Genomic DNA, 20,163 nt, shown 5'->3' on the forward strand with positions numbered 1-20,163 from the left:
TCAGGCCTTTTTCCCGCTCTCGACGTCGTCCGAAGCGTCAAGAGCGTCCACGCTGGCCCGCCGATCACTCTTTCCGAAATGACGTTCCAGGAAGTGCTGGCCGATCGACAGAACGGTGGTCAGCACGAGGTACCAGATCGAGGCGACGATCAACAGCGGTATGGTCTGGAAGTTGGCGGTGTAGACGAGCTGGGCCGAATAGAGCAGTTCCTGCAGTGCGATCACGCTCACGAGCGAAGTCGTCTTCAGCATGCCGATCAACTGGTTTCCGGTCGGCGGAATGATCACCCGCATGGCCTGAGGCAAGATGATGCGCGCCATGACGCGGTAGCTCGACATGCCGAGCGCTTCGGCCGCCTCGCGCTGCCCGGGCGGCACGGAGTTCAGCCCCGAGCGCACGATTTCGGACATATAGGCGCCCTCGTTGAGCCCGAGGCCCAGGAGCGCCGCGACATAAACGGTGATGTAGACGTTCGCGTCGAACGATCCGAGCGAGGGTCCGAACGGGAAGCCGATGGTGATCATCGGATAAAGCGCCGAAAGATTGTACCAGAAGATCAGCTGCACGAGCAGAGGGGTGCCGCGGAAGACCCAGAGATACCCTGAGGCGATGGCGCCGAGCACGGCATTGTTCGAGATGCGCATCAGCGCGATGACGGTGCCAAGCACGACGCCGATCACCATGGCGGCGATGGTCAGCAGGATCGTCGCGACGAGCCCGGCGATGATGACCTTGTCGAGCAGAAATTCCGCGACGACGTTCCACTGAAAGCGCGGGTTGGTCACCATCGAGGTGATCAGGCCTGCGAGCAGGACGGCGAGCACCCCGGCCGCAACCCAGCGACCATAATATCTGAGCGGAACGACCGGCATCGTCTCGACGTCCGGCCTTTTCGGACTACCCACTCTATTCGTCACGCGGCGTACCCCTGAACGTCATTCGAATGCAGGTAGCGCTCTCAGCACCGCCATGGTAATCGGTAACCGATAGCCGTTTAGATAGACCTTGGTGATGGCTGTCGTCAAGCTGGGTTCGGTGGACGGATGAGGAACAGTGACATGCGCGGGGCGATCTGGACGAACTGGGGCCGCAACCAGACCTTCGAGGCCGGCCATGTCGCGACGCCTGAGACAGAAGACGAAGCCATATCGCTCATTCGCGACGCGGTGCTCGACGGGAAGAACGTCCGTGTCGCCGGCGGCGGCCATTCCTTCACGCCGATCGTCGAGACCTCCGGCCTGCTCATCGATCTGCGTCGGCTCACAGGCGTCATCTCAACCAGCGCCGAAGACCGGCACGCGGAAGTCCGGGCCGGCTCGACGCTTGCGGCACTCGGGGAACCACTCTGGAACGCACGGCTAGCGCTCGCCAATCAGGGCGACATCGACGTCCAGTCGATCGCCGGCGCGGCGGCGACCGGCACGAAAGGCTCGGGTTCGAACTTCGGCTCCATCTCGTCGATGGTGAGAAGCATGCGGGTCGTCGACGGCCTCGGCGAGGTCGTGGATATCGACCAGACCGACATCGAGGCGCTGAGAGCGGCGCAGGTCTCGCTCGGCCTGCTGGGGCCGGCGCTCAGAATCGGACTGGAACTCGTCCCCGCCTATCGTCTGAAGGAGGAAAACATCGTTCTGCCCATGTCGGAAGTCTTTCGGCAGTGGGATCACCTGACGTCGGAATTCCGGCATTTCTCGTTCTGGTGGATGCCCACCGATCGCTCGGCGCATCTTTACAAGCTCGGAGAGGTTCCGGCCGATCACTGCTTCGTCAAGCTGCTCCGCGAACTGCCCTATGTCGATCACGACATGCCGGCCGGCGAGGTCAACAGCCGGACAGACCGCGCCTACCGCATCTACCCCGACGGAACCACCGTGGCCGAGTTCCACGAGCTGGAATACATGATCGACGCCGCCGATGGCCGCCAGGCGGTCGAGACCATGCAGACGCTGATGCTGAAGCGGTTTCCCGCGGAAATCTCGCCTTTGCAGATTCGCTGGCAGAAGGCCGACGAAGGCTTTCTCTCGCCTCAGTCGGGCCGGCAAACCATGTCCGTCTCCGTGTCCGGCGAGATCGGTCGCGACTACTTCCCCTTCCTGCGGGCGGTGGATGCCGAGCTGCGCCAGTTCAAGGCCCGCCCGCATTGGGGCAAGCTGCATTTTCTCGATCGCGAGCGCGTCCGGGACCTTTATCCCGACTACGAGCGTTTCGAGGCCGTCCGGCGCCGGCTGGACCCGCATGACCTCTTCCTCAACGCGCATCTTGCCAGCCTCTTCGGCTGAGCTTCCGGCCCGGCTCGATTGCCTCCTGTCGAAGCGGAGGGCTCGCGCCGATCGTTCGTCTCCTGGCGAACGATCGGCTCCCGAATGAGCATGCCGGACGCTCTTCAGAAACGCCGCGACGGCCCGCGCCATCGTCAGCGCTTGCATTGACAAAGACATGGTGACGGGTAATATGTTACCTATTACCAATCACTCTTGAGATACAAATGCACATCGCCGCAATCGAAGTTTACGGCTACGAGCTGACCTATGCGCATGGCGAGTACGTCATGTCGGGAGGGCGCGCGGCGCAAAGCCAGGCCTCGACCCTCGTGCGGATCATGACCGACGGGGGTCTCGAGGGCTGGGGCGAAAGCAGCACGCTTGGCGGCACCTATCTTCCGGCTTTCGCCGAAGGAACGCGCGCGGGCATCCGGGCGATGGCGCCGTTTCTGATCGGCCTCGACCCCACGAACCTCAACCTGGTCAGTCGGGCGATGGATGCCCAGCTCCTCGACCAGAACAGCTCCAAGAGCGCCATCGACATCGCCTGCTGGGATCTTGTCGGCAAGGCTGCGGGCCTTCCGATCGCCACGCTTCTCGGCGGCGTCGCCCAGCCTGATTTCCCGCTTTACGAAGCGGTGCCGCTCGCTTCGCCGGAAGAGATGGCGGCCTTCGTGCGCATGCGCGGTGCGGTCGGCATCAACCGCTTCCAGGTGAAGGTCGGCAACGATCCTTATGAGGATGCCGCGCGCACGAGGAGCGTCGTCGCAGCCTGCCCCGGCGATGCGGTGATCGTCGCGGATTCGAACGGCGGCTGGAATCTCCAGGCGGCCATCGTCGCCGTTCGCGAGCTGGCAGGCCTCGACATCTATGTGGAGCAGCCCTGCCGCGACACCGCCGACTGCGCCATCGTCCAGAAGATGAGCACACTGCCGCTGGTGATGGACGAGTCGGTGCTCAACTCGGCCGAGCTCTACCGCGCGAAATACGAGGCCGGCGCCGGCTCGGTCAACATCAAGCTCGCACGCGTCGGTGGAATCACGGGGGCCCAGCGCATGCGGGCGCTGGCCCAGGATCTCGGCATGACGATCTGCATCGAGGATGTCTGGGGCGGAGACGTCACGACCGCGGCCGTCTCGCATGTCGCGGCGAGCACCCGGCCCGACGCCCTGCTGCACGCCTCCTTCTTCAACGACTGGACCAAGGAGCATGTCGCGGGATACGCCCCGCGCTCCCAAAACGGCCGCGGCAAGGCCCCCACCGCCCCCGGCCTGGGCATCACCGTCGATGCCGCCTCCCTGGGCAAGCCTCTCTTCGCGGTGACCAGATGACGACATCCTCGCGCTTTCTGCCGAGCTCCGCCATCGCATGGCTCGACCGCGCCGAACGTCAGGAGGTCCTGGCGGTCGATTCCCATACCGGCGGCAATCCGACCCGCATCGTCCTGTCGGGCATCGACCTGCCCGATGACGTCGCGACCGTGGATGCGGCCCGCGCCTGGCTGCGCGACCATGCCGACCATTGGCGGCGCCGGCTCGTGCACGAGCCGCGCGGCGGCGGGCTGACCTGCGCGGTCCTGCCCATCGCCTCGCAGGAGGATGGCTGCGACATCGGCGCGGTGATCCTGGAGCCCGGCTCCTACCCGCCGATGTGCGGCCACTGCATGATCGGCTTCGCATCCGTCATCATCGAGATGAACCTTCTGCCCGATCTCTGGCAGGACGATGCGTTGGCCACCCGATTCGCGATCCGCACCCCGGCGGGTCCGGTGGGCGTGACCGCGCGCCGGGAGAGCGGCACGTTCACGACCGTCACCCTGACGAACGTGGAGTCCTTCACGGTCAAGCGCGACGACATCGAGGTCGATGGCCGCACCATGCCCGCCGAGCTGCTCTATGGCGGGGATTACTACATATCCGTCGATGCGAAGAGGATCGGTCTCCCGCTCGACAGCGCCAATGCGACCGAGATCGTGCGCCTGGCCAGGCTCCTGCGTGAAGCCTATACAGCGGGCCCGGTCGTCGACCCGGTTTCGGGCGCGGAACTCGACGTCTATCAGGTGCTCTTCTACGAGCATGATCCGGCCATGCCCGACCGCGCCAGGATCGTCGTGGTGGCGCCGCCCGGCGTCATCGACCGCTCGCCCTGCGGAACCGGCACCAGCGCGCTCTTCGCCAAGCTCGTGACCGAAGGCAAGCTGGCGGCCGAGGATATCTTGACCACCGAAAGCATCATCGGCTCCACCTTCACGGTCACTGCCGCGAAGGTCCGGCCGACCTCCGCCCGCCGCTTCATCACGCCCGCCCTCACCGGACGTGCCTATATCAACGGCTTCCTGCTAATCGCTTCGGATGCCGGGGATGCGCTGGCCGACGGCTTTGCTCCCCTTTGACACTCAGATTCTGGAGATTTCCGGCATGACCCTCAAGGGCGTACTGTCCGCCATCGTGACCCCCTTCACCGCCGATGGCGAGCGGATCGACGAGAAGGCGCTGCGAAGGCTCGTCGACCAGAACATTGCGGACGGTGTGGATGGCTTCGTGCCGGCCGGCGGAACCGGCGAATTCTCGGTGCTCTCGCAGCAGGAGCGGTTGCGGCTGGTCGAGATCGTGGTCGAACAGACGGCCGGGCGCGCGACCGTTCTCGCCCATACCGGCGCCACCTCCTCGCGCGAGGCGGTCGAATTGTCGAAACATGCCGAACGCGCCGGCGCCACCGCGCTGATGCTCGCGACGCCCTATTACGAGCCGATCGGCTTCGACGAGGCCTTCGCCTACTACGCCGCGGTCGCGGATGCGACCACGCTGCCGATCTGCGCCTACAACTTCCCGCCGGCGACCAGCCTGCATCTCGACGTGGATTTCACGCTGCGCCTCGCCCGTGAAATCCCGCAGGTCAGGTACATCAAGGACTCGTCCGCCAACATCGCCCAGATGACGACCTTCCTCTGCGACCACAGGGACGAGATCGGATTCTTCAATGGTGAGGACGTGCTGATGCTGCCGGCACTCGTCATGAAGGCGCCCGGCATGGTGATGGGCATCGCCAATTTCATGGGCCCCGCACTTGCCAAGCTCCAAAAGGCGAGCGACGAAGGCGACGATGCGACCGTCCTTTCCGTCTGGCGCGAAATCCTGCCCGTCATCCGCTATGTCGGTTCGCGCCGGTACAACAGCGGCGTCAAGGCAGGCTGCGAGTTGCTCGGCCTACAGGTGGGACCCGTCCGCGCGCCGATCCCGCAATACGCGCCCGAGGAAGTCGCCGGCCTTAGAAGCCTGCTGTCGGCGATCGATTCTTCACTGCTGACGAAGGCCGCGCAATAGTCCTCACGGCGACGACGATGTGCCGTCGGTATCATCAAGAACAAGCAATTCGAGGATGTTCCTATGCAATCCCAGATCTTCTCGGGCGTGATCCCCGCACTGATGACGCCCTGCAAGGCTGATCGGACCCCCGACTTCGATGCGCTGGTGCGCAAGGCGAAGCAGTTGATCGCTGAGGGCATGTCGGCCGTGGTTTATTGCGGCTCGATGGGCGATTGGCCGCTGCTCAGCGACGCGCAGCGGATGGAAGGCGTCCAGCGGCTGGTCGAGGCCGGCGTTCCGGTCATCGTCGGCACCGGCGCGGTCAACACCGCCTCGGCCGTCGCCCACGCGGCTCATGCGCGGAAAGTCGGCGCCAAGGGGCTGATGGTGATTCCGCGGGTGCTCTCGCGCGGCTCCGTGATCGCCGCCCAGAAGGCGCATTTCAAGGCGATTCTCGCCGCCGCGCCGGACCTGCCGGCCGTCATCTACAACAGTCCCTATTACGGCTTCGCCACGCGCGCCGACCTGTTCTTCGCGCTGCGCGCCGAGCACCCCAACCTTGTCGGCTTCAAGGAATTCGGCGGGCCGGCCGACATGCGCTACGCCGCGGAGAACATCACCAGCCGCGACGACGACGTTTCCCTGATGATCGGCGTCGATACGGCAGTCTTCCACGGCTATGTGAACTGCGGCGCGACAGGCGCGATCACCGGCATCGGCAACGTCCTGCCGAAAGAGGTCATCCGTCTCTGCAAGCTCTCAGAAGCTGCGGCCAAGGGCAACGCCGACGCCTGCCGGCTGGCCCTGGAACTCGAACAGGCGCTCGGCGTGCTGTCCTCCTTCGACGAGGGTCCCGATCTGGTTCTCTATTTCAAGCACATGATGGTGCTGAAGGGCGACGCGGAATACGCGCTGCACTTCAACGAGGCCGATGCCTTGTCAGAAAGCCAGCGTGGCTATGCAAAGACGCAGCTCCGGCTCTTCGATAGATGGTATGCCGACTGGTCGCGGCAGTTTATCTCCGAAGATAGGGCGGCCTGAGAGAATATGAAACGTCGGCCGGTAAAGCTGAGACCCGGCTAAGGTTAAAGCGTTTCCGGCCTTATGCGAAGCAGTTCAAACGGGCGAACCGGGCGCTGCGCTCGCTTCGAATCATGCCGGCCCATGTCGTCCGCGACATCGGCCGCGGGATCGCGGATCGCCAGCTATGGTTGAGGCTTTTGCGTGCCGCTGTCGCTCATTCGTCAGGTGCGGCATCAGCGGCAACGCGAGCGCGGCTGGAAAATCTCTGCACGCGCCCGAGGTGGAGCGCATTGGCAAAGGAAAGGCTCACAAGCCCTACGAGTTCGGCGTGAAGGTCTCGGTCGCGACGCCGCTCAACCGCTGCCGTTGCGGCCAGTTTTGTCGCCCATGTGAAGGCGATGCCGGGCAATCCGTATGACGGGCGCACGCTCGCGACCGTCATCCCCGAGATCGAGACCAGCGTCGGCGTCAGCCTGACGAAGATCATTGCCGACGCCGGCTGTCGCGGCCACAACGCGCCGCAGGACAAGGCGCTCACGGTCTATGTCGCGGGCCGGAAACGCGGCCTCAACCCGCTATCAAGCGCGCCTTCAAACGATGCTCGGCCGTCGAGACCGTCATCGGGTGGACGATGTCCAGCATCCGGCGCGTGCGCGCCTCCGTCTCGGCCCGCGCCATGCCGGCCATGCGCAGGCCGAAGGCGACGTTCTGCCCGACCGTCATGTGCGGGAACAGGCTGTAGTTCTGGAAGACCATACCAAGCTTGCGCCGCTGCGGCGGGTCGAAGGTCCTGTCTTCGCCGCGGATCAGAACCTGTCCGGCATCGGGCAGCTCGAAACCGGCCACGATGCGCAGCGTCGTCGTCTTGCCGCAGCCGGAAGGGCCGAGCAGGGCGCACATCTTGCCGGCAGGCACGTCGATCGAGGTGGGCTGGAGAGCGACGACACTGCCGAAGGATTTCCGCACACCAAGGAGACGCAGGCCTGGCTCGGCCTGCGGTGCGAATGACTGCGCCCTCGGCGTCGATTGCGTCATTTTCCTCTTGTGCGGAGGCTAGGCCAAGATTTTTATCACCAGCAACAGAAAAATTCTGAAACGACAAAATTTTTCTAAAAGGACAAATTAGGCGGATAGGTGCATCGAGCCTTGCCTCCCCAACCTCAGGGGAGGCGCGGGCGCTCCACTTTGCGGCGTCAGAGATCGACGAGGACCCAGAGGACAACTGCGTTGGTTGGCCCCTTCGATGTCCAGGTATGTTCGGTGGTGGCGTCGTAATAGACCGAGTCGCCCTTGTGCAACTCCAGCGGCTCGTAAAGGCGGCTGTGTACGATCAGCGCGCCCTCCATCACCATCACGAAAATCTCGGCGTCGGATTTCGCCCAAGCCGCGTATTCGTCCGGCGAGCGCGCCGTCACCGTCGTCAGGATCGGCGTCGCACGCTTGTTCTTGAGATCGGCGCAAAGCAGGACGTTGTTGCAGGTTCCGGTGGTATGCTTGCTGCCGCTTCCGGCCCGGCTGATGCTGCGGCGTCCCGGGAAGCTGATGGCGCTGCCGTCCTGGTCGTTTGACAGCAGCATCACCAGCTCGACATCCAGCCCATGGGCGATGCGCTGCATCGTCGAGATGGTCGGCGAAAGCTCGTTGCGTTCGATCTTCGAGAAGGCCGAGGCGGATACGCCCGTCATCGCGCTGACGTCCTGAAGCGTCAGGCGGCGGCTCTTGCGCAGCTTGAGCAGGCGCGCGCCGACATTGACGGCGCGAAGCTCCTCGCTTTCCGGAGGTTCGACCGTATCACCCCGCTCCGCCAATGAAATTTCCGGCATGCCGCTTCTCCGTTCGGGTTCCTCCCGCACCCTTCGTCATAAGCACCGGCGGTGGGGATGAAAAGGGAGAGGATATCTCTTCCTCTAGCAATTTTCGTATTAGACATTTTATGTATTTTCATATTGACAGCCTCTCGCATCTGGACGAGCCTCCGTTTCCGAGGATGCGCCGGCAATGAAACCGGTCGCGCCGGCGAGAGGCCGATGCGCGACGGCGGCGGCATCGTGCCAGGGATGCTTCGGATGAAACTCACGCACGACACACTCAGCGGTCTCTACACCGCGATCGTCACGCCTCTCGATGTGGGTGGCGCCGTCGACATCAAGGGTCTTCGGGATCTCGTCCGCTTCCAGCTTCGCGCCGGCGCCGCCGGCATCGTGCCGATCGGCGGGACGGGCGAGTACCCGGCCTTCTCTCGGGCGGAGCGTCGCGACATTGTCGCCGCCTGTGTCGATGCCGCTGACGGCAAGCCGGTGATCCCGGGCGTGCTCTCGACCGGCTTCGAGGACGCGCTCGAAGCGGGCCGCGACTTCGCGGCCGCCGGCGCGGCCGCCGTCATGACGGTCACCCCCTATTACGCTCCGGGCTCCCAGGACGGCATGCGCGCCTATTTCCGGAACTATCGCGACGCGCTCGACCTGCCGGTGATGCTCTACCAGATCCCGCGCCGCACGACCGTCGCGGCCTTCGCCGACACCGTCCAGGCGATGGCCGAGGACGGCTCGATCATTGGCATGAAGTATTCGTCCTACGACATGCCGGACTTCATCCGCACGGTAAAATATGCCGGCGACAAGATCGCGATCCTCTCGGGCGAGGAGCCGCTTTTCGCCACCCATGTCGCGCTCGGCGCCCGTGGCGGCGTGCTCGCCTCCGCCACCATCTACCCGAGGATCTGGATTGAGATCTTCGAGCTCGCCCGTCAGGGCAAGCTCCAGGAGGCGCTGAAGCTGCAGGACAAGATCGATCCGGTCGTCGACTCGATCTATGCCGAGACCAATCCCGGGCCTCTCAAGCAATACATGGCGCTCGCCGGCATGCCGGTGGGCGGCGTGCGTCTGCCGCTGCTGGGGCCGAGCGTCGAGACGCTAGCCAAGCTCAAGGTCGCCGCCGCACAGGCCAAGGCCACCAGCCTCGCATGAGCGGAGACCGGGTCGTGATCGAGAAGCTTCGCAGGATCGTCGGCGAGAAGGGGCTGATCACCGATCCGGCGGAGATGGAGCCCTGGCTCACCGACTGGCGCCAGCGGCGGCGCGGGCGGGCGCTCGCCATCGTCCAGCCGGCCTCGACCGAGGAGGTTTCCGCGGTCGTCGCGCTCTGCGCGGCGGAGGGACAGCCGGTCTTTCCGGTGGGCGGCAATACCGGGCTCTGTTTCGGCGCGGTGCCCGAAAGCGACCGCAGCGACAAGCCCGGCATCATGCTGTCGCTACGCCGCATGAACCGCATCCGTGCCGTCGATCGGGCGACGGCAATCGCCACAGTCGATGCCGGCGTAGTGCTCGGCGATCTGCACGATGCCGCCGCCGCGGCAGGACGCCAGTTCCCGCTCCATCTCGGCAGCGAGGGTAGCGCCCAGATCGGCGGGCTGATCTCGACCAATGCCGGCGGCACCGGCGTCGTCCGCTATGGGCCGATGCGAGATCTCGTCGCCGGGCTGGAAGTGGTGCTGCCGGACGGGCGCGTGCTCGCGGACCTGGTGGCGCTACGCAAGGACAACACCGGCTATGTGTTGCGCCATCTCTTCATCGGCGCGGAAGGCACGCTCGGCATCATCACCGGCGCGGCGCTCCGGCTGCATCCGCAGACGCCCAACACCGCCCATGCCTGGGTTGCCGCGGCCAATCCCGCAGCCGCCGTCGCCCTGCTGGCCTCCCTGGAGGATCGCGCCGGCTCATATATCCAGGCCTTCGAGCTGGTCTCCGCCTCGCAGTTCGAGCTGGTGCGCAAGCATGCCGAGCGCGCGCGCTTCCCCTTCACCGCAATTCCAGCCTGGTCGGTCCTGATTGAGCTCGGCAGTGAGGACGGAACCACGGATCTCCAGACCATCCTCGAGGAGGTTATCGGCGCCTCGCTGGAAAACGGCGAGGCGGCCGATGCCGTTGTCGCCACTTCCGAGCAGCAGGCTGCCGAGTTCTGGCACATCCGCCACTCGGTCTCCGAGGCCAACAAGAAGGAAGGCATCAGCATCACCCACGACGTCGCCGTACGGTCCTCGGATGTCGCCTCCTTTATCGCAGCAGCGGACAAGGTCGCAGCCGAACGCTATCCGCAGGCACTGACAGAAATCGTCTGCCATCTCGGCGACGGCAATGTGCATTTCATTTTGATGTTCCAGCGCGAATTCTGGGAGTCGCTGCCGGACGAGGAGGCATTTGCCCTCGAGGTCGAGCGCGCGATCCACGACGTCGCGGCCCGCTTCGGCGGCACCTTCAGCGCCGAGCACGGCGTCGGCCGCAAGCTGACCGAGGAGCTGGAGCGCCTGGCCGATCCGCTGCGCTACGAGCTGATGAACAAGCTCAAGACACTGTTCGATCCGCAGAACCTGATGAATCCGGGCGTCTTGCTGGCGTCGAAGACCGCCTGAGGACGACGAGATTGCGCTGCCGCCCGCGGTGAGGGGTTGCAGCTCACGAAAGCCCGCCGGGGAAGCGGGGCCTGCTCACCGACAAGACGAGGTTGCACCTCATAACAACGGGAGAAAGACCATGACGACGCGCAGGGATTTGGCAGGGCTCATCGGCGCCGGCGCAGTTGCCGCCACCGCCCTCACACTGGCCGCCAGCCGGGCGGAAGCGCAGGCGGCGGCCAAGAATACGTTCGACCGCGTGGTCGCCAACAAGAAGCTGCGCCTCGGCGCCGTCACCTCCTCGGCGCCCTGGTTCATCAAGGACCCGGCCAGCGGCAAATGGGGTGGCCATTTCTATACCATCGGCGCGGCGCTCGCCGCCGACATGGAAGTCGAGCTCGAGCTCGTCGAGACGACCTGGGGCAATGCGGTGCTCGATCTCCAGGCCGACAAGATCGACATCATGTTCGGCCTCAACCCGACGCCGAAACGCGCCATGGCGGTCGATTTCTCCACCACCGTCTACGACAGCGCACTCGTGGTGATCGCCAAGTCTGGCTTCGAGCCGAAGAGCTGGGCCGACATGAACAAGCCCGAGGTGAAGATCTCGGTGGACGTCGGCTCGGCGCATGACCAGATCGCCAGCAAGCTCTGCCCCAAGGCACAGATCACGCGGTTCAAGACCATCAACGAAGCCATGCTGGCGCTGCGCAGCGGGCGCGTCGATGCACAGTGCATCTTCTGGATGGGCGGCGTGCGCGCAGTGAAGGCCGATCCGGCGCTCGGCAAGGTGATCGTGCCGCAGCCCTTCTTCGGCTCGACCTCGAATGCCGCCTTCCGCCGCGAGACGGACAAGACCTGGCGCGATTTCGTCAACACCTGGATCGTCTATGCCCGCGGCCTCGGGCTGGTGCGCGAGGCCGTGATCACGAGCCTCGACCAGGTCGGTGTCACGGCCGAGGATCTGCCGCCCGGCATCACACTCTGAGTTCTTCTCGGCGTCCCGCCGTTGGCGCGGGACGCCCTCTGATCGCATTCCTGCTAACGGCCTCGCGCACGGGGCCGCGAGCCGCGTGCCAACGGGGTGGGCATGGAATACACTTGGAACTTCGACATCGTCTGGAATTATCGCTGGATCTTCCTGACCGGAACCGGCGTGACGATCGGCATCACCATCGCGGTTGTGGTGCTCGGGCTGATCGCCGGACTCGTCGCCGGCATCGCCCAGCTCTCGCGCTCGCCGGTGCTGCGCTGGCTGTCCTGGGCCTATATCGAGATGTTCCGGCTCACGCCGCTGCTCGTGCTGCTGCTGTGGTTCTACTACGCGCTGCCGATCATGACCGGCATCAAGCTCGACGCGGTGACCGCTTCGATCGTCACCCTGACCCTCTATGGCGGGTCGTTCTACGCCGAGATCATCCGCGGTGGCATCGTCTCGATCGATACCGGCCAATCGGAAGCCGGGCTGGCGCTGGGCATGACACCGGCCCGCGTGATGCGCCGCATCGTGCTGCCGCAGGCCGTCAAGCGGATGATTCCGCCGCTGATGAACCAGTCGATCATCCAGTTCAAGAACACCTCGCTCGTCTCGGTGCTCGCGGTGCCGGACCTGCTCTACCAAGGGCAGGTCGCGGCGATGGACACCTATCGCGCCCTCGAGGTCTACACCGTGATCGCCGCGATCTACGTCATCGTGCTGCTGCCGCTGACGGCGATCGTCAAACGGGCCGAAAAGCGGCTCGCCCAGAGCAATTGAGGCGATGGCGATGAGCTACAAGATCGAGGTCTCCGGCCTGCGCAAGAGCTTCGGCTCGCTGACGGTCCTGCGCGACATCAACCTCAAGGTCGAGTCCGGCCAGGTCGTGGCGCTGATCGGCCCGTCCGGCTCCGGCAAGTCGACCCTGCTTCGCTGCCTCAACCTGCTCGTCATGCCCGAAGGCGGCAATGTCCGGATAGGCAAGGACAGCTTCGCCTTCGGCGAAGGCTCTAAGCTGCCGGCGGTCCGCGAGCAGGCACGCTTCCGCTCCAGCACCGGGATGGTCTTCCAGCACTTCAACCTCTTCCCGCACATGACGGTCGTCCAGAACGTCATGGAGGGGCCGGTCTCGGTCAAGGCGATGCCGAAAGCGCAGGCCGAGGAGCTCGCACGCAAACTGCTCGCCAAGGTCGGGCTCAGCGACAAGATCGACGTCTTCCCCAACAAGCTCTCGGGCGGCCAGAAGCAGCGCGTCGCCATCGCCCGCGCGCTCGCCATGGAACCGGAGGTCATGCTCTTCGACGAGGCGACCTCGGCGCTCGATCCGGAGCTCGTCGGCGAGGTGCTCGGCGTGATGCGCGATCTTGCCGCCGAGGGCATGACCATGATCATCGTCACTCATGAGATCGGCTTCGCCCGCGAGGTCGCCGACCGCGTCGTCTTCATGCGCGACGGCGTCATCGTCGAGGAGGGGCCGGCGCGCGAGGTGATCGGGGAGCCCAAGGAGGAGGTGACCAAGGCCTTCCTCAGCCACTTCCACAATCGCGGCTGAGACAGGTCATGCCGAAGGACGCGCCGCTGACCGTCGCCATGATCGGCGCCGGCATCGTCGGCTTGTGCGCGGCGCTGGAGCTCCTGCGCGCCGGCCATCATCTCCTGCTGGTCGAGCCGGGCGAGCCCGGCGGCCGGCAGGCGGCCTCCTACGGCAATGCGACCTGGATCAACCCCGCCGCGGCGATCGTGCCGGTTTTCCTGTCGGGGCTCTGGCGCAAGGTGCCCGGCTTTCTCTTCGATCGAACCGGGCCTTTCACGCTGCGCTGGCGCGACCTGCCCCGGCATGCCGGCTGGCTCGCCCGCTGCGTCGCCGCCTGCGCGCGCCAGCGCTATCCGTTTTGCCGCGACACCGTGACCGAGCGCAAGGCTTACGCGGATGAGGCCGGCGTCGGGCACCTGACCCGGCAGGAAAGCCTGATCTATGTCTATCCGGACCGCGCCGCCTTCGCCGCGGAAAGCCGGATCTGGGCGATGCGCCGCGATCCCGGCGTCCGCTTCAGCGAGATCGAGGAGGCGGAGCTGCGCCGTCTTCTGCCGGAGCTGTCGCCGGCTTACCGCTTCGGCGCCCGGCTCGACGCCGCCGGGATCGACCGCTGGATGGGCAACCGCCCCTCGACGCCGGACGGCCTGCCCTGCATCGGCATCGCTTCCGGCTCGGCCGATATCGTGCATGCTTTCGGCCATGCCCACACCGGACTGACCCAGGCGCCGGCGCCGGGCAAGCTCGCCTCCGCCCTGATCGGCGGGCGCAAGCCGCCCTTCGATCCCGGCCCCTATTCCGCCCGGAGATTTTCCCGATGAGCGAGCGCCTGCTCTATCTCTCGCGCAGCGATGTGAAGGCGCTGGCCATCGCGACCGGTGCGGCGCGCGAATCCGCGCTCCAGGCTTTTCGCGATCATGCCGCGGGGCTGAACCGCAGCCTGCCCAAGAGCGCGCTCATGCTTGGGCGGGGCCATGGCTTCCAGGCGATGACGGCGGCCTCGCGGGCGGACCGGATCGCGACCCTGAAATGGGTTTCGATGACGCCGGTCGGCCCCGGCAGCCCGAGCCTGCCGCGATGAGCGCCAAGTCGCCCTTCGCCGATATTCTCAATGTCGCGGATGCGCGCCGCGCCGCCAGGCGCCGCCTGCCGCACGGCCTGTTCGAGTATATCGACCGCGGGAGCGAGGACGAGATCTCGATCAGGACCAACCGGAGCCGGCTCGATGCGATTCGGCTTTCGGCCGCCGTGCTGGTCGATGTCTCGCGGCGCTCGACCGAAGCGCTGGTCCTGGGCCAGCGCCAGCCTCTCCCCCTGGTGATCGCCCCCACCGCCGTCGCCGGACTGATCTGGCACGATGGCGAGATCGCGATCGCCAAGGCCGCGGCGACGGCCGGCATCCCCTTCTGCGTCTCGACGCAATCGATCACGCCAATCGAGCGCATCGCGGCCGAGTCCGGCGCGCAGCTCTGGTTCCAGCTCTATGTCTGGAAGAACCGGCAGCGCATGCTGGCGCTCCTCGACAGGGCCTGGGCGGCCGGAGCGCAAACGCTGGTCCTGACCGTCGACACGGCTCTCGGCCCCAACCGCGAATACAACCAGCGCAACGGCTTCGGCATTCCCCTCAAGGCATCGCTGCGCGCCGCCATCGACTTGATGCTGCATCCGCGCTGGACGGCCAGCGTAATGCTGCGCTCGCTCGCCGCCTCCGGCGTGCCGACCTATGCGCATTATCCGGACGAGTTCCGCACCCGCCTCGGCAGGGTCGCGCTCTCCGATGAGATCGACCTCGCCCAGGATGTGACCTGGGACGACGTCCGACTGCTGCGTCAGCGCTGGCAGGGCAAGCTCATCCTGAAGGGCATCCTGCGCACTGAGGACGCTCGCATGGCGCTCTCCCATGGCGTCGATGCCGTCGTCGTCTCGAACCATGGCGCGCGCAATCTCGACTGCGTGCCCGGGCCGGCCGAGGTCCTGCCGGGCATCGTCGAGGCCGTCGGCGGCCGCATGGAGGTTCTCGCCGACAGCGGCGTACGGCGCGGCGCCGATGTCGCACGTTTCGTCGCGCTTGGCGCCAGCGGCGTCCTGATCGGACGGGCGCCGCTTTACGGCGTGGCGATAGGCGGCACGGCCGGTGCCGGCCGCGTGCTCGATCTGCTGGCGCGCGAGCTCGGCATCGCCATGGCGCTGCTCGGGGCCCGCAACCTCGCCGAGCTGCGTGTCTACGAAGCCGGAAAAGCTCTGGAAGAGGCCTAGGTGTTTGATCCCGGTTTTGATGGCGCAGTCTTTTCGCGCGAGTGGAAGGATGCGCTATGGGCCAGGTTCATCACGGGAGCGCCACGACGACAGCGGCGGTCCGTCGGGCGATACGGCATGGTCAGGCGAGCCCGAGACACCTCGCGACGCGCTACGGCATCAACCCGGAGACGGTCGCGAAGTGGAGGAAGCGGGTCTCGGTCGCCGATCCGCCGACGGGGCCGAAGACCTCGACCTCGACGGTGCTGTCGATCGAGGAAGAGGCGGTGATCGTCGCCTTCCGGCGGCACGCGCCGCTGCCGCTGGATGACTGTCTCTAGGCGCTTCAGGCGACGATCCCGACGCTGACGCGGTCATCCCTGCATCGCCGCCTGCGGCGCCACGGGATCAGCCGGCTGGCGGAGCCCATCGGCAACATCCCGCCGGCCGAGGCCGAGGCACGCTACCACGCCATACCGGAGAAACCAGCCATGGCGGCGTGACTCAAACGAAACGGCCTCCGGCAAACCCGGCGCAGTCAGTAATCTACAGCTCGATAACCTTCAAGTCCGTGACGCCATCAGTTCGCGTAAGAGGGCGGCTGATCGCCTTTGCGGTAGATTGTCGGATTGTCGATCATTCCGTACTCGGTTCCCCAGCGCTTGTGAATCCTCTCATAGGCGCCGTTTTTGATCAGGTGCAGATATGCCGCCTGAATGGCCTTCAGCAACCCATCACTGTCATCGGTCCGCGCAACCGCCGTGGCCGTCGGGCCGCCGCCAACCTTGCCTGTCGCCAGGAAGGGCTGGCCCTGCGCGATCATGGTGAGACCGACTTCCCGGCCAGTCAGAACGGCATCGACGCGACGGCTGGAGAGAGCGAGCACCGCATCGGACATCGCCGGAAAGTTGCTGACTTCAGGCGCCGGCTTTCCGGCGTCCTCGCAGCGCTTTTTGCCCGCGTCCATTGCCGGCACGCCCGACGAGCCGGCGAGGATTGCGACCTTGCGTCCGCAAACGTCCGCAAGCCCTTCGGGCTTGAACGTGCTGTCCTTGTTCACCAGGAAAGCGTTGAAATTGCTCCATTCGGTGACGAAATCGGCCACTTCGAGGCGATCTTGCCGCACGAAATATTCGCCCATGCCGATATCGTACCTCTTGGCCTGAAGGCCGAGGAGAATCGCCGGGAAATCCATCGTGGCGATCACCGGCTTCAGGCCCATGGTTTGGGACACCGCGGTGACCATCTCGGGGATCATCCCGACCTGCTTGCCGTCGACGGTGAAGGAATAGGGCTGGTATTTCGTCATCGTCGCGATGTTGAGGGTGCCTCGCGCCTTGATGCTTGCCGGCACCAACGCCACGACGGCCGGATCGGGTTGGACCGCAGGCACTTCGCCAGGCGGCAAGGACTGGCCATGAACGACCGACGTCACAAGCAATGATCCAACGAGAGCGGTGAGGATGGTCTTGAACGGCTTCATGATGGCTCCCGACGTTTGGTTATTGGTGACATATCAACGATAACCCATAACCAAGCCAAGTCAACTTGATATGTGATCGATTACCGGCTATTGGTATTTCGAACGCCTTCCGGAGGGCCGATGCGGTCTCGATCTCACTTTTCCGTCGTCGACATGCATTCTGCAGGCGCTCAGGCACGTGTCGTCATCGGTGGCGCACCGCAAGCGGCCGGAAAGACCATCGCCGAAAAGCGGCTGTATCTGCAGCGGAACTTCGATCATGTCCGCAAGCTCCTGATGTATGAGCCGCGCGGCGGGCCGCAGATGAGCGGAAGCCTGATCGTGGAGCCCTGCGATCCGCGCGCCGATGTCGGCATCATCTTCATCGAAAGCGGCGGCTGGCTCACCATGTGCGGCGCCGGCACGATCGGCGCGGCGACCGCGCTCGTCGAGACCGGGATGTTTCGACCGACCGGGCCGCAGACGACGATCGTGTTCGACACGCCGGCGGGTCTGGTCAAAGCGCTGGTCGATGTCGAGGACGGCAGCGTGAAAGGCGTTTCGCTTGAAACCGTTCCGTCCTATCTCGCCGTCCGGGATCATGCGATCGAGATGCCTGACTACGGCCGCGTGGAGGTCGATATCGCGTATGGTGGCAATTTCTACGTGATTGTCCCCGCCGATCGCTTCGGGGTCGAGATAAGGCCGGAGAACGCCGAGCGCCTCGTGAGCGTAGGCCGGGAGGTACGTGCGCTCGCCAATGCCGGCATCTCGGTCAAGCATCCTCTGGAAACATCGAGCGCGGCCATCCCAAACCTGATTTTTACCGGGCCGGGGCTGCGGGCAGGTGCGCACCGCAATCTCGTCCTGTTCGGGGAGGCCGGCGTCGATCGCTCACCGGGAGGAACTGGCACCTCCGCACGCATGGCGCAGCTTTACGGACGAGGCGAACTCGGTCTCGAAGAGACGTTCATCCATGAGAGCATCATCGGTTCGGTCTTCGAGGGTCGGCTGATCGGCACGCAGGATGTTGTCGGGGTCTCCATGGTGCTGCCCTGTTTCAAGGGACGTGCCTTCGTCATCGGGATGCGCGATTTCTATCTCGACCCCGAGGATCCGTTCCAGGAAGGTTTCGGCGTGGGTTACGCAGCCGATGCCAAGCGTCCCGACACATCGATCAGCGAGGACTTCGCGTGAAATCGGTCGTTCAATACCCGGTCGTCGACGCGCATAGCGCAGGCGCCCCCGCACGGGTGGTGGTGGGCGGAGTTCCTCCGGTTCCCGGCAGCACGATCGCCGAGAAGCGCGAACACCTCATGCAGAACCACGACCAGATCCGCAAGCTCCTGATGTACGAGCCGCGCGGCAGCTCGGAAATGTGCGGCAGCATCCTGATGCGGCCCTGCAACGACGCGGCGGATATCGGGATCGTCTTCATCGAGACGGGCGGCTGGCCGACGATGTGCGGAGCAGGCACCATCGGCGCCGCCACCGTCATGGTCGAGAACGGCTATGTGGACGCGGCCGAACCGCTCACCCGCATTATCTTCGACACACCCGCAGGGCTGGTGACGGCAGAAGTCGAAGTGGTCGCAGGCGCCGTGAAGGGCGTCACCATCGAGAACGTCGCCTCCTACATGATCAAGCCGGATCAAGAACTCGATGTGCCCGGCTTCGGCACCGTATCGGTCGATATCGTTTTCGGCGGCAACTACTATGCGCTCGTCCCGGCTGCGTCGCTGGACCTGAGGGTCGAGCCCGGCCATGCCGAACGGCTGGTCGTCGCCGGCCGGGCCATCCGCGACGCAGTCAACCGCGATCTCGTCCTGACCGACACGGTCGCAGGGCGCGATTTCCGCGTTCCGATGGTCATCTTCACCGAAGAGCGGAACGAGGGCGGCACCTACCGCAATCTGGTGTTCTTCGGCGAATCCGGGGTCGATCGTTCTCCCGGCGGCACGGGAACGTCGGCCCGGATGGCACAGCGCCATTTCCGCGGCGAGCAGGCGGTGGGCGAACACTTCCCCCATGAAAGCATCATCGGCTCGGTCTTCGAAGGAACGATCGCCGAAACGAAGATGCTCGGCAACGTCCCGGCGATTGTGCCGAAGATCCGCGGGCGCGCCCATATCATCGCCCAATCCACCTTTCTGCTCGATCCGGAGGATCCCTTCGCGGAAGGTTTCGGCGTCGGTTATGCGAGCGATGCGGCAGGCCCGCCCATCTGAGCGGGGGAACGCAAAGCGCGGGACATTTGCCCCGCTCTCGATCCCCTGACGTGGAGCAGCAGCTGGCTTACCCGGCCCAATCGCCCAGGAGATGGCCGAGGTGGTCGGTCATCAGCTTGGCCGTCAGCTTCTTGTCGCCAGCGAGGATCGCATTCAGGATCGGATGGTGCTCTTCGGCGGATTGCACAAGCTGCCCGCGTTCGGACAGCGCCTTCAGCCCGTATTGGCGGGTCTGCTCGCGCAGGTTGGCGACGATCGACACGAGATGGTCGTTGTCGAGCAGTTCGAGCAGGCCGATGTGGAACTGGCGGTCGAAATCGAGGTATCCGACGACGTCTCCGGCTTTGGCGCAGTCCACCATATCCGATGCGATCTTGCCGAATTCGGCCTTTCGCGCCGCGACCTTCTCATTCGTCGCCGCAAGGCGTGTCATCGAGGGAATTTCGAGAAGCAGCCTCAGATCGTAGACGTTACGCCGCTCCTTGTCGCTCAGGGGGACGATCCGGAAGCCGCGGTTCCTGACCGTTTCCATCAGCCCCTGATTGACGAGCGTCAGCATCGCCTCCCGAACCGGGCTGTTCGAGACGCCTAGCTCGGTCGCCAAGGCCGCGGCCGAGTAAATCTGTCCGGGAGCCAGGTCGCCTGAAACCAGTCGCAGCTTCAGGATCGCGAGAGCCTGCTCGCGGAGATTGTTCTGCTGCAATTGAATTTCCATAGCCGATCCGCAATATCGCTTATCGATAACATG

Annotated in this window: 21 protein-coding genes and 1 pseudogene; 16 read left to right on the forward strand and 6 right to left on the reverse strand. The window is 65.1% G+C overall.

Features of this window, described 5'->3' with window-relative positions:
- A complete protein-coding gene (locus AC1RRW_RS12505) occupies positions 1–873 on the reverse strand; it encodes an amino acid ABC transporter permease (RefSeq protein ID WP_492901091.1) in 873 nt (290 codons plus the stop codon).
- A 186-nt stretch (positions 874–1,059) separates the two neighbouring features.
- Between AC1RRW_RS12505 and AC1RRW_RS12510 the strand changes: the two genes are divergently transcribed.
- The 5 genes from AC1RRW_RS12510 (at position 1,060) to AC1RRW_RS12530 (ending at position 6,608) form a co-directional block, all read left to right on the forward strand.
- Entirely contained in the window at positions 1,060–2,280 is a 1,221-nt protein-coding gene (locus tag AC1RRW_RS12510) for a D-arabinono-1,4-lactone oxidase (protein ID WP_492901092.1), read from the forward strand.
- A 206-nt stretch (positions 2,281–2,486) separates the two neighbouring features.
- Positions 2,487–3,593, forward strand: a complete 1,107-nt coding sequence (locus AC1RRW_RS12515; protein WP_492901093.1) for a mandelate racemase/muconate lactonizing enzyme family protein — start codon at positions 2,487–2,489, stop codon at positions 3,591–3,593.
- Entirely contained in the window at positions 3,590–4,654 is a 1,065-nt protein-coding gene (locus tag AC1RRW_RS12520) for a proline racemase family protein (protein WP_492901094.1), read from the forward strand. Before AC1RRW_RS12515 ends, AC1RRW_RS12520 begins: the two co-directional genes overlap by 4 nt.
- Before the next feature lie 25 nt (positions 4,655–4,679).
- Positions 4,680–5,585 (forward strand): dihydrodipicolinate synthase family protein, encoded by a 906-nt coding sequence (locus AC1RRW_RS12525; RefSeq protein WP_492901095.1) that lies wholly within the window; start codon positions 4,680–4,682, stop codon positions 5,583–5,585.
- A 63-nt stretch (positions 5,586–5,648) separates the two neighbouring features.
- Entirely contained in the window at positions 5,649–6,608 is a 960-nt protein-coding gene (locus AC1RRW_RS12530; protein ID WP_492901096.1) for a dihydrodipicolinate synthase family protein, read from the forward strand.
- Positions 6,609–6,804: 196 nt separating this feature from the next.
- Here AC1RRW_RS12530 and AC1RRW_RS12535 read toward each other — a convergent pair whose 3' ends face one another.
- From AC1RRW_RS12535 to AC1RRW_RS12545, 3 genes are all read right to left on the reverse strand, one after another.
- Positions 6,805–7,128 (reverse strand): hypothetical protein, encoded by a 324-nt coding sequence (locus AC1RRW_RS12535; protein ID WP_492901097.1) that lies wholly within the window; start codon positions 7,126–7,128, stop codon positions 6,805–6,807.
- A gap of 29 nt (positions 7,129–7,157) precedes the next feature.
- Entirely contained in the window at positions 7,158–7,625 is a 468-nt protein-coding gene (locus tag AC1RRW_RS12540) for an ABC transporter ATP-binding protein (RefSeq protein WP_492901098.1), read from the reverse strand.
- A 158-nt stretch (positions 7,626–7,783) separates the two neighbouring features.
- The gene (locus tag AC1RRW_RS12545; RefSeq protein WP_492901099.1) at positions 7,784–8,413 is read right to left on the reverse strand and encodes a helix-turn-helix domain-containing protein; all 630 of its coding nucleotides are present in this window, start codon (positions 8,411–8,413) and stop codon (positions 7,784–7,786) included.
- Positions 8,414–8,656: 243 nt separating this feature from the next.
- On the opposite strand from AC1RRW_RS12545, the gene AC1RRW_RS12550 reads away from it, so the two are divergent.
- From AC1RRW_RS12550 to AC1RRW_RS12590, 9 genes and pseudogenes are all read left to right on the forward strand, one after another.
- Positions 8,657–9,556 carry a dihydrodipicolinate synthase family protein gene (locus AC1RRW_RS12550; protein ID WP_492901100.1) on the forward strand — a complete coding sequence of 300 codons (900 nt, stop codon included), beginning with the start codon at positions 8,657–8,659 and terminating at the stop codon, positions 9,554–9,556.
- Positions 9,557–9,630: 74 nt separating this feature from the next.
- Entirely contained in the window at positions 9,631–10,998 is a 1,368-nt protein-coding gene (locus tag AC1RRW_RS12555; protein WP_492901101.1) for an FAD-binding oxidoreductase, read from the forward strand.
- A gap of 121 nt (positions 10,999–11,119) precedes the next feature.
- Positions 11,120–11,968 (forward strand): transporter substrate-binding domain-containing protein, encoded by an 849-nt coding sequence (locus AC1RRW_RS12560; protein WP_492901102.1) that lies wholly within the window; start codon positions 11,120–11,122, stop codon positions 11,966–11,968.
- A 102-nt stretch (positions 11,969–12,070) separates the two neighbouring features.
- Positions 12,071–12,736, forward strand: coding sequence for an amino acid ABC transporter permease (locus tag AC1RRW_RS12565; protein WP_492901103.1), 666 nt, complete (start codon positions 12,071–12,073; stop codon positions 12,734–12,736).
- A gap of 4 nt (positions 12,737–12,740) precedes the next feature.
- Positions 12,741–13,508, forward strand: a complete 768-nt coding sequence (locus AC1RRW_RS12570; RefSeq protein ID WP_492901104.1) for an amino acid ABC transporter ATP-binding protein — start codon at positions 12,741–12,743, stop codon at positions 13,506–13,508.
- 8 nt (positions 13,509–13,516) lie between these two features.
- A complete protein-coding gene (locus AC1RRW_RS12575; RefSeq protein ID WP_492901105.1) occupies positions 13,517–14,311 on the forward strand; it encodes an NAD(P)/FAD-dependent oxidoreductase in 795 nt (264 codons plus the stop codon).
- The gene (locus tag AC1RRW_RS12580; protein ID WP_492901106.1) at positions 14,308–14,571 is read left to right on the forward strand and encodes a hypothetical protein; all 264 of its coding nucleotides are present in this window, start codon (positions 14,308–14,310) and stop codon (positions 14,569–14,571) included. Before AC1RRW_RS12575 ends, AC1RRW_RS12580 begins: the two co-directional genes overlap by 4 nt.
- Positions 14,568–15,746 (forward strand): alpha-hydroxy acid oxidase, encoded by a 1,179-nt coding sequence (locus AC1RRW_RS12585; RefSeq protein ID WP_492901107.1) that lies wholly within the window; start codon positions 14,568–14,570, stop codon positions 15,744–15,746. Before AC1RRW_RS12580 ends, AC1RRW_RS12585 begins: the two co-directional genes overlap by 4 nt.
- A gap of 56 nt (positions 15,747–15,802) precedes the next feature.
- A pseudogene (locus AC1RRW_RS12590) lies at positions 15,803–16,171 on the forward strand (IS481 family transposase); the annotation flags it as partial.
- Positions 16,172–16,305: 134 nt separating this feature from the next.
- Here AC1RRW_RS12590 and AC1RRW_RS12595 read toward each other — a convergent pair.
- The gene (locus AC1RRW_RS12595) at positions 16,306–17,208 is read right to left on the reverse strand and encodes a transporter substrate-binding domain-containing protein (protein ID WP_492901108.1); all 903 of its coding nucleotides are present in this window, start codon (positions 17,206–17,208) and stop codon (positions 16,306–16,308) included.
- Positions 17,209–17,328: 120 nt separating this feature from the next.
- On the opposite strand from AC1RRW_RS12595, the gene AC1RRW_RS12600 reads away from it, so the two are divergent.
- Together AC1RRW_RS12600 and AC1RRW_RS12605 are read left to right on the forward strand one after the other, a co-directional pair.
- Positions 17,329–18,384: a proline racemase family protein gene (locus AC1RRW_RS12600; protein WP_492901109.1), complete on the forward strand. Its 1,056-nt coding sequence runs from the start codon at positions 17,329–17,331 to the stop codon at positions 18,382–18,384.
- Complete coding sequence (locus AC1RRW_RS12605; RefSeq protein WP_492901110.1) at positions 18,381–19,415, forward strand: proline racemase family protein; 1,035 nt, start codon at positions 18,381–18,383, stop codon at positions 19,413–19,415. Before AC1RRW_RS12600 ends, AC1RRW_RS12605 begins: the two co-directional genes overlap by 4 nt.
- A gap of 67 nt (positions 19,416–19,482) precedes the next feature.
- Here AC1RRW_RS12605 and AC1RRW_RS12610 read toward each other — a convergent pair whose 3' ends face one another.
- On the reverse strand, positions 19,483–20,130 hold the full coding sequence (locus AC1RRW_RS12610; protein WP_492901111.1) for a GntR family transcriptional regulator: 648 nt from the start codon (positions 20,128–20,130) through the stop codon (positions 19,483–19,485).
- Positions 20,131–20,163: the final 33 nt, after the last annotated feature.

It is taken from the genome of Allobosea sp. GW821-FHT12C12, assembly GCF_058807355.1.

Excerpts from the sequence above, each read along its gene's own strand:
- AC1RRW_RS12505 (WP_492901091.1), bottom strand. The coding sequence starts at position 873 with ATGCCGGTCGTTCCGCTCAGATATTATGGTCGCTGGGTTGCGGCCGGG.
- AC1RRW_RS12510 (WP_492901092.1), top strand. The coding sequence starts at position 1,060 with ATGCGCGGGGCGATCTGGACGAACTGGGGCCGCAACCAGACCTTCGAG.
- AC1RRW_RS12515 (WP_492901093.1), top strand. The coding sequence starts at position 2,487 with ATGCACATCGCCGCAATCGAAGTTTACGGCTACGAGCTGACCTATGCG.
- AC1RRW_RS12520 (WP_492901094.1), top strand. The coding sequence starts at position 3,590 with ATGACGACATCCTCGCGCTTTCTGCCGAGCTCCGCCATCGCATGGCTC.
- AC1RRW_RS12525 (WP_492901095.1), top strand. The coding sequence starts at position 4,680 with ATGACCCTCAAGGGCGTACTGTCCGCCATCGTGACCCCCTTCACCGCC.
- AC1RRW_RS12530 (WP_492901096.1), top strand. The coding sequence starts at position 5,649 with ATGCAATCCCAGATCTTCTCGGGCGTGATCCCCGCACTGATGACGCCC.
- AC1RRW_RS12540 (WP_492901098.1), bottom strand. The coding sequence starts at position 7,625 with ATGACGCAATCGACGCCGAGGGCGCAGTCATTCGCACCGCAGGCCGAG.
- AC1RRW_RS12545 (WP_492901099.1), bottom strand. The coding sequence starts at position 8,413 with ATGCCGGAAATTTCATTGGCGGAGCGGGGTGATACGGTCGAACCTCCG.
- AC1RRW_RS12550 (WP_492901100.1), top strand. The coding sequence starts at position 8,657 with ATGAAACTCACGCACGACACACTCAGCGGTCTCTACACCGCGATCGTC.
- AC1RRW_RS12555 (WP_492901101.1), top strand. The coding sequence starts at position 9,631 with ATGGAGCCCTGGCTCACCGACTGGCGCCAGCGGCGGCGCGGGCGGGCG.
- AC1RRW_RS12560 (WP_492901102.1), top strand. The coding sequence starts at position 11,120 with ATGACGACGCGCAGGGATTTGGCAGGGCTCATCGGCGCCGGCGCAGTT.
- AC1RRW_RS12565 (WP_492901103.1), top strand. The coding sequence starts at position 12,071 with ATGGAATACACTTGGAACTTCGACATCGTCTGGAATTATCGCTGGATC.
- AC1RRW_RS12570 (WP_492901104.1), top strand. The coding sequence starts at position 12,741 with ATGGCGATGAGCTACAAGATCGAGGTCTCCGGCCTGCGCAAGAGCTTC.
- AC1RRW_RS12575 (WP_492901105.1), top strand. The coding sequence starts at position 13,517 with ATGCCGAAGGACGCGCCGCTGACCGTCGCCATGATCGGCGCCGGCATC.
- AC1RRW_RS12580 (WP_492901106.1), top strand. The coding sequence starts at position 14,308 with ATGAGCGAGCGCCTGCTCTATCTCTCGCGCAGCGATGTGAAGGCGCTG.
- AC1RRW_RS12585 (WP_492901107.1), top strand. The coding sequence starts at position 14,568 with ATGAGCGCCAAGTCGCCCTTCGCCGATATTCTCAATGTCGCGGATGCG.
- AC1RRW_RS12595 (WP_492901108.1), bottom strand. The coding sequence starts at position 17,208 with ATGAAGCCGTTCAAGACCATCCTCACCGCTCTCGTTGGATCATTGCTT.
- AC1RRW_RS12600 (WP_492901109.1), top strand. The coding sequence starts at position 17,329 with ATGCGGTCTCGATCTCACTTTTCCGTCGTCGACATGCATTCTGCAGGC.
- AC1RRW_RS12610 (WP_492901111.1), bottom strand. The coding sequence starts at position 20,130 with ATGGAAATTCAATTGCAGCAGAACAATCTCCGCGAGCAGGCTCTCGCG.